This is a genomic window from Mesorhizobium sp. M7A.F.Ca.ET.027.02.1.1 (assembly GCF_004022985.1).
GTDB lineage: Bacteria > Pseudomonadota > Alphaproteobacteria > Rhizobiales > Rhizobiaceae > Mesorhizobium.
Map to the genome: position 1 here is coordinate 1 of NZ_RZOL01000870.1, position 728 is coordinate 728.

Sequence of the window (728 nt, forward strand, 5' to 3'; positions counted from 1 at the left end):
CACATGTACTGCACGATCGCGGTTATCCAGCCGGCGAAGAACCGGGTCGTGTAGCCGAACAGCATGAGAATGATGAACACTGGGGCGAGCGCCAGCAAAAGCCAAAGAAAGATCTTCGACAGGATGATGAGGAAGATCGCATAACCGATGAGCAGCGCGCCGACGACAAGAATGATCGCCGCCAGTACATAGCCGCCGAAGTTCAACACCCCAAGGCTCTTGATAAAGGCGGACGTGGAATTGGCGAGCGAATCCCAGATGTTTTGCAGGGCCGTCTGCACGGAGTTGACGGAGTTCAGCCCGGCCGATGTTCCGGTCACATTGGCCGACACGCTCGTGAGAAGGCTGTTCCCGATCGCGGAAGGTGTCTCATTCGCGAACGAATAGGCATATGTTTGAAAGTCCCCCCAGCTCGTCGCCAGAGCGTAGATGACGAAGGCTCGGAACAGGCGCCAGACCATCTCTTTTCCCGATCCGGTCGAGGTTCCCTGCCAGATGCTGATGGCCCAGAATATCACGTACAGCGTCAGCATCAGGCCGGCGACACCCACCTGTCCGCCGCCGGTCAAGGCGGACGCGAGGTTCTGGTAGGCTTGCGATACGTAGTTATTGCCGAATTGGTCGACCTGTTGCAGAAGCGTCGTGATATTGAAGTTCATTTTTTCGCCGTCCCACCTGGAAACAGCGATGGATCGCTATTGAGTGCCTTCATCGGACCGCACTCAAAT

General features: G+C 56.5%; 1 protein-coding gene. It reads right to left on the bottom strand.

What is annotated here, in order from left to right; all coding sequences use genetic code 11:
- The coding region (locus tag EN749_RS36710) for a type IV secretion system protein (RefSeq protein ID WP_189368037.1) at positions 1 to 659 on the bottom strand (659 nt) is incomplete at its 3' end.
- Between the last annotated feature and the right edge of the window lie 69 nt (positions 660 to 728).